This window comes from Archangium sp. Cb G35 (assembly GCF_001896145.1).
GTDB classification, from domain to species: Bacteria; Myxococcota; Myxococcia; order Myxococcales; family Myxococcaceae; genus Archangium; species Archangium violaceum.
On sequence record NZ_MPOI01000029.1, the window covers coordinates 44,315 to 50,314 of the forward strand.

Genomic DNA, 6,000 nt, shown 5'->3' on the forward strand with positions numbered 1-6,000 from the left:
TGAACATGGACGCGGCCAGCTTCTTTTTTTTCGCCCCCGCCCGCCTGCCGGACAGGGAAGCTCCCGGCGCGCCCTGAATCCCCGATCCTCGTGGAGTGCCATGCTTCCCGACTCCTCCATCACCTTCGATGACTCGCACTGGCCACTCCGGATCGTTCGGTTCGTGGGAACGCCTTCGTCCCGGCAGCACGAGCACTACCTGGAGACGATCACCACGAGCCTGCGGCGGCGGGAGCGCTACGTCAGCGTCACCGACCTGACCCGGGTAGGCCTGCCCACGCCCGAGCAGCGGCAGCGGCAGGTCCTCTGGCTGCAGGAGCACGAGGGCCTCATCCGCGAGGTGGTGCTCGGGATGGCGCTCGTCATCACGTCCCCCGACATGCGGCTGTCGGTGAGCACCGTCATGCACTTCAAACCGCTGCCCGTGCCCTACTTCGTCACCGCCCAGGAGCGGGAGGCGATGGGCTGGGCGGGCGCGCGCCTCGAGGAGCAGGGACTGGGCCTCTGTCCGCATGAGCCCAAAGCTGGAAGCGGGCCCCGCGTGGCGTCAACATCGCCCCGCTGATGCCTTCCGACCCGACGCTTCCTCCCGCGAACTTCCGCCGCCGGCTCCTCGCCGTGATGCTCGTCACGGGACTGGTGCCCCTCGTGCTGCTCGGCTTCATCGCCCGGCAGGCCCTGGAGGATCTGCTCTCCGTCTCGCTGACGCCCGTGGAGCAGGTGCTCGAGGACGTGTCCGCGGGGCTCGCCCGAGAGGGCCGCTCCCAGGCCACGCTGGATGAAGCGCGCCTCAACCTCGCCCAGGCGGAGCTTGCCCGCCGTGCGCTCGCGCGCCGCACCCCCTGGCTCATCGCCGTCCTGCTGCTCGTCTCGGCCGCCGTGCTCACCGCCGCCGCCGTGCTGCTCGGCCGCGCCCTCACGCGCCCCGTCTCCACCCTCACCCGCGGCATGTGGGCCTACGCGCGCGGCGATCTCTCCGTCCAGCTCCCCGCCCCCGACTCGCCCCGCGACGAGCTGCAATTCCTCCTCGTCCAGTTCAACCGCATGGGCCGCGAGCTCGCCGCCCAGCGCGAGCGGCTCAAGGCCGCCGAGCAGATAGCGGCGTGGCAGGACGTGGCCCGCGCACTCGCCCACGAGCTGCGCAACCCCCTCACCGGCATGAAGCTCGCGCTGGCGCGGCTGTCGCGCGGGGACGCGCCACCGGATGCCACCCGCCTCACCGAGTCCGTGGCCCTGCTGCAGGAGGAGGTGGAGCGGCTCATGCGGATGACGCGGAGCTTCTCCGACTTCGCCCGCCTGCCCGCGCCGCGCTTCCAGCCCGTGGCCCTGCGCCCCCTGCTGGCCGACGTGTGCGCCCTCTATCAGGACACCTCGCCCGTGCCGGTGGAGCTGCAACCCGGCCCCGAGCCCTCGCTTTCCGCGGACCCGGACGGCCTGCGCCGCCTCTTCGGCAACCTCGTCAAGAACGCCACCGAGGCCTCCACGGCCGGCGCCGCGTCCGTGCGCCTGTCCATCGAGGCCCTCCCCTCCTCGCTGCGCGTCTCCATCCGCGATGGCGGCAGTGGGATTTCCGGCGTGCTCGAGGGCCCCGCGCTCACCCGAGGCCTCTTCAGCACCAAGCCCGAGGGCAGCGGCCTGGGACTGCCCATCGCCCAGAAGATCGCCCACGAGCACGGCGGAACCCTGCGCCTGGAGCCCGCGCCCGGAGGCGGCACACTCGCGCTCGTGGAGCTGCCCCAAGCCCACATCGCACCGGAAGGAGCATGATCGACATGAGGAGCAGTGGAAGCAGGACGGCGCGCACCTGGAGGCTGGCGGGTTTTCTCCTGGTGTTCCTGGCGGCCCTCGGCGCCCGAGCGGAGCCACCTGCCTCCAAGCTCCCTGGCCGTCAGCCTGACTCAAAGGAGCCGTGGGGTGCTTTCCTTGGCAAGGCCGCACATTATGCCATTGGCAGAGAGTACCAGAGGCAGCACCCCCGCAGCGCCGTCTTCCTCGATGCAGACCTCTCCACCATTGTGGGGGATGGGAAGTTGGGGAATCCCAAGAGTCTTTCGAAGTTCGTAAGGCTCTTGCGCCCGGACATCACGGATACCCGCGCCCTCGTGCTGTTCGAGATCAAACCAGACGATGAGGCGTCACGCAGTGAAGGAAAAGCACAGGCGGGGCACTATCTGGCGGCGCTCAATGAAGTCGTTGAGCCTGACAAGAAGCTCGCGGGAGGCACCGGCTTCGAAGGGTCGCTCTTCCTCGAATTCGAGAACGGGGGCGCACTCTGGAGGTTGTCCTGGCGCACGCCTGAGCCCGGAGTAACGCTGTACCGCTGGAGCTACCGGCGCAAGAAGCCCGGTGCTTCCTGGAAGGAGCGGGCCGCTCAAAAGGAAGAGGAGGTGCCCAAAGAAGAGGCAGAGCAGCGCGGCGAATTGGCCGAGCAGGCGATCCGGGCTGCCTATGAAGGAGGCGAACGCCCCAAGGGATTCCAGGGCCAGGTCTATTTGCCCGCGGACTGCCACTGAGCGGGCGGGAGACGTCTGCGCGCCTGGCGCGCGCGAAGTGCCTGGCGCTTGAGACGCATCTGACCGCTGTGGTAGGGCGCAAGGCCATGAACACGGAACACTCCCAGGTGCTCGAGTTCCCAGCGTGGCTCTACGGCACCAAAGCCGCCATCCGCCGCAAGGTGGGTGCCGAGGGCCGCTGGTGGGCCCGGGAGTACCTCAAGACCGGTGCCTTTCCCCTGCCCCGGGAGATGCGTCAGGTGCCGCCTGGCGAAGTGCTGGCAATGCACTCAGGGGCCGACTTCGACACGGGTGACCCCCTCTGGCGGATGCACATGTTCGGCGGCGTCTTCATGTACTTGGATGAGGGAGTCCCGGACGAGGAGCACCAGCGCATGAGGGACGACTTCGAGTCCTTCTGCCTCAGCACCCCTTGGGGGGCCCTCGACCATGTCGTGTCTCCGCATCCCTTGCGGAGCGCTGAGCGCATGGCGAAACGGTTCGCCGCCGTGCTCCGCTTCTGGGAGGTGCTCCAAGGCCTTCGCTATGCGTTCTGGTCATTCGATCAGAAGTACACGCTGGAAGAGCTCATGGATGACATCTACCGCAGGACCCTGGAGGCATGGTGCCCCGGAGGCCCTGCCTCGGTCCGCGAGCACATGGTCCTGACAGTGGAGCGCATGTCTCGAGCTACCCGGGAGGATTGCATCGAGGCCCTGCTGCGAATGATTCCCTCCCTGGTTGCGACGGACGCCGAATTCAAACACCGCGAGGTGCTCAGCGACCCAGGCTTCCTGCGCGAGCGTCTCTCCACGCTTCCATCGAAGGACTTCGATGATTTCTCCAGTGCCTACAAATACACGGTGGCCGTGCAGTTGGCGGCCTGGGACAGGGCGCTGGGGCGGCATTAGCATCATCCAGCCCCTCACTCCTCCACCCACCGCGGAAGCTCGACCGTGAAGCTCGAGCCCTGGCCCTGCGTGCTCTCCACGCGGATGTGGCCACCGAGCTGGGTGACGATCTGCCGAGAAATCCACAGCCCCAATCCCAGCCCACCGTAGTGCCGCTCGGACACGGCCCGCTCGAAGCGCCCGAAGATGCGGGCCTGGTCCTCCGGGGAGATGCCGATGCCCTCGTCCCGGACGCGCACGCACACCCCCTCGGGCGTGGCCATGGCGGAGACCTCGATGGACCGGCCCTGCCCGTACTTCATCGCGTTGCCGAGCAGGTTCGTCAGCACCTGATCCAGCCGCGAGCGGTCCCACCGTCCGGGGAGCGGTGACTGCAGCTTCAGCACGAGCGGACAGCGCACCTTCTCCAGCTCCGGCCCCATCCGCGCCGCCACCTCCTCCACGAGCGCGGACAGGTCCATCTCCTCGAGCACCATGGGCAGGCGGCCCGAGGTGATGCGGCTCACGTCCAGCAGATCTCCCACCAGCCGGCCCAGGCGCTCGCCCTGGCGCTGGCACGTGACCACCCACTTGGACAACCGCGTGGGGTCTCCCGAAGTGGCGCTCTCGCGGACGAGCCGCTGGAGACCGAGCTGCAGGGCCGTGAGGGGCGTGCGCAGCTCGTGGCCGGCGATGCCGAGGAACTCGTCACGCAGGGCGATGGCCTCCCGGGCCTCGCGGTAGAGCCGCGCGTTGTCGATGGCGTAGGTGGCGTGGGCGGCGTACTCCTTGGCGAAGGTGAAGTCGTCCTCGGTGCAGGCCCGCTCCGGCGAGCCCAGCAAGAGCACTCCGGCCACGCCCTGCGGGGTGGTGAGCGGAATGAGCATCACCGAGTGGACGCCGAGTAGATGGCACGGGCCCAACCGCTGCGCCTCCCCTCCCGCGTACCAGCTATCCACCTCCTGGAGCACCGGGATGAGGCGGGGCCGTCCCGACATCATGACCTCGTGGATGGGATGGCCCTCGGGGATGGCGAAGGTGCGGGCCACCTCGTCGGCGATGTGCTGGAGCGAGGAGTCCGCGTGCGTCACCGTCAGCATCCCGAGCGTCCCATCCCGCCGCCAGCCACAGAACGCCGCCACGTTGGCGAGCGCGGGGACGCACAGGCGCACCAACGTGCGCGCGGTCTGCTCCTGGTCCAACGACGAGGAGAGCGCCGCGCTGGACTCGGCCAGGAAGCGCTGCGCCTCCATGGCCCGCTTGCGCGCGGTGACGTCCTGGATGGTGCCGATGGCGCCACGGGAGCGGTGCGCCTCGTCGAAGAGCGGCACCGCGGAGATGACGAGCGTGCCCCGCCGCTGTCCGTTGACCTCGAGCTCCAGCTCCACGTCGAGCACCTCCCGGCCCGTCGCCGCCGCCCGCTGCATGGGCAGCTGCTCGGGAGCGAGCGCATGGCCCTTCTCGTCGAGGTAGCGGATGGGCTGGCGCTCTCCGTCCGGGGCGCCGAGCGAGATGTTGCTCTCGAGCGGCAGGCCGTGCATCCGCGCGAACCAGGCGTTCTGCAGGATGTGCCGGCACTCCCGGTCGTAGGCGATGCCGATGCCCACGGGGATGACGTCCAGCAGCGTCTGGAAATCCGCGGCCTGACGCCAGGCCTGGTGGCGGGTCCGCTCCAACTCCTGGCGCAACCGGTCCGTCTCGAGCGCGAGCGCCACACACCCGGCCAGGTCCTCGGCGAGCGCCAGCGCGTCCTCGTCCAGGTGCAGCCGCGGCTCACGCGAGGCGAAGGAGAGCACCCCGACGAGCTCTCCACCGGACCGAAGGGGTACCGCCATGCAGTCCAGCGGCCCCGCGGCCTGGATGCGAGGGAGCTCCTCCTCGCTCGAGGACAGGAAGACAGCCACCTGCTCATCGGGCCCCTGGAGGAACTCGGGACGGCCCGAACGCGCCACCCGCCGGGCCAGCAACGAGGGAGCACTTCCCCGAGGGCCATGGAGCTCGCCATGGGGAGCCCGGAAGGCCGCGGCCCGCTGGAGCACGCCGTCCTGGAGCACATCCAGGTCACACCAGTCGCCCAGTTCCGGCATCACCCCCCGGCCGAGGCAGCGGAACACCTCCTCCTGAGAGGTGCACGAGGCCAGCTCGCGGCTCATCCGCCCGAGGAACTGGCTGCGCGAGCGCAGAAGCGACAAGAGGAGGCCCGGTCCCTCCAGACCGGCTCCAGGCACGGATGGCAACTCGAGCTCCAGCATCTGTCCCACCTCCCAGGGGAAGGTCCGGTGGGAGCGCAAGCAGGCAGGAGAGCGCCATGCACGCCTGCCCGAGCTGAAAAGCCCGTCATGCCCCCATGTCGTACCTTATCCACCCACTCCTAGGAGCGTGTCGGCGAATCGGCCAGAGGTACGGTAGCGCGTAGCGGGAGCCATATGGGCGCCCCAGGTGCAGAGGCCGTGGAGCCGCGACCGCCGTGCAGCGACCTGCTCGGCTACGCCGCCTGCGCGGCCAGGCTGGGCAGTTCCCACCCCAGCTTCCACAACTTCTTCAGGTTGTGGACGGCGCACGCCAGCGAGAATTCCCCTTGCACCTTGGTGAGGCCCCTCAGCGAGAAGCGTGGCAGG

6 protein-coding genes are annotated in these 6,000 nt (G+C 69.2%); 4 read left to right on the forward strand and 2 right to left on the reverse strand.

Translation table 11 applies throughout. The features are described 5' to 3' along the window. Window positions 1-100: 100 nt before the first annotated feature. The 4 genes from BO221_RS51530 to BO221_RS51545 all read left to right on the forward strand — a co-directional run bounded on the left by BO221_RS51530 (window position 101) and on the right by BO221_RS51545 (window position 3,403). A complete protein-coding gene (locus BO221_RS51530) occupies window positions 101-565 on the forward strand; it encodes an STAS/SEC14 domain-containing protein (protein WP_073568310.1) in 465 nt (154 codons plus the stop codon). After that, on the forward strand, window positions 565-1,767 hold the full coding sequence (locus BO221_RS51535) for an ATP-binding protein (protein WP_073568311.1): 1,203 nt from the start codon (window positions 565-567) through the stop codon (window positions 1,765-1,767). Before BO221_RS51530 ends, BO221_RS51535 begins: the two co-directional genes overlap by 1 nt. Continuing rightward, window positions 1,764-2,513, forward strand: a complete 750-nt coding sequence (locus BO221_RS51540) for a hypothetical protein (protein ID WP_143196186.1) — start codon at window positions 1,764-1,766, stop codon at window positions 2,511-2,513. The genes BO221_RS51535 and BO221_RS51540 overlap by 4 nt, the downstream gene beginning before the upstream one ends. An 86-nt stretch (window positions 2,514-2,599) precedes the next feature. Next, window positions 2,600-3,403: a hypothetical protein gene (locus BO221_RS51545; RefSeq protein WP_073568312.1), complete on the forward strand. Its 804-nt coding sequence runs from the start codon at window positions 2,600-2,602 to the stop codon at window positions 3,401-3,403. A gap of 14 nt (window positions 3,404-3,417) precedes the next feature. Here BO221_RS51545 and BO221_RS51550 read toward each other — a convergent pair whose 3' ends face one another. Beyond that, entirely contained in the window at window positions 3,418-5,574 is a 2,157-nt protein-coding gene (locus tag BO221_RS51550) for an ATP-binding protein (protein WP_158080064.1), read from the reverse strand. Between the two features lie 293 nt (window positions 5,575-5,867). Then, a complete protein-coding gene (locus BO221_RS57785) occupies window positions 5,868-5,999 on the reverse strand; it encodes a transposase (protein ID WP_143196187.1) in 132 nt (43 codons plus the stop codon). Window position 6,000: the final 1 nt, after the last annotated feature.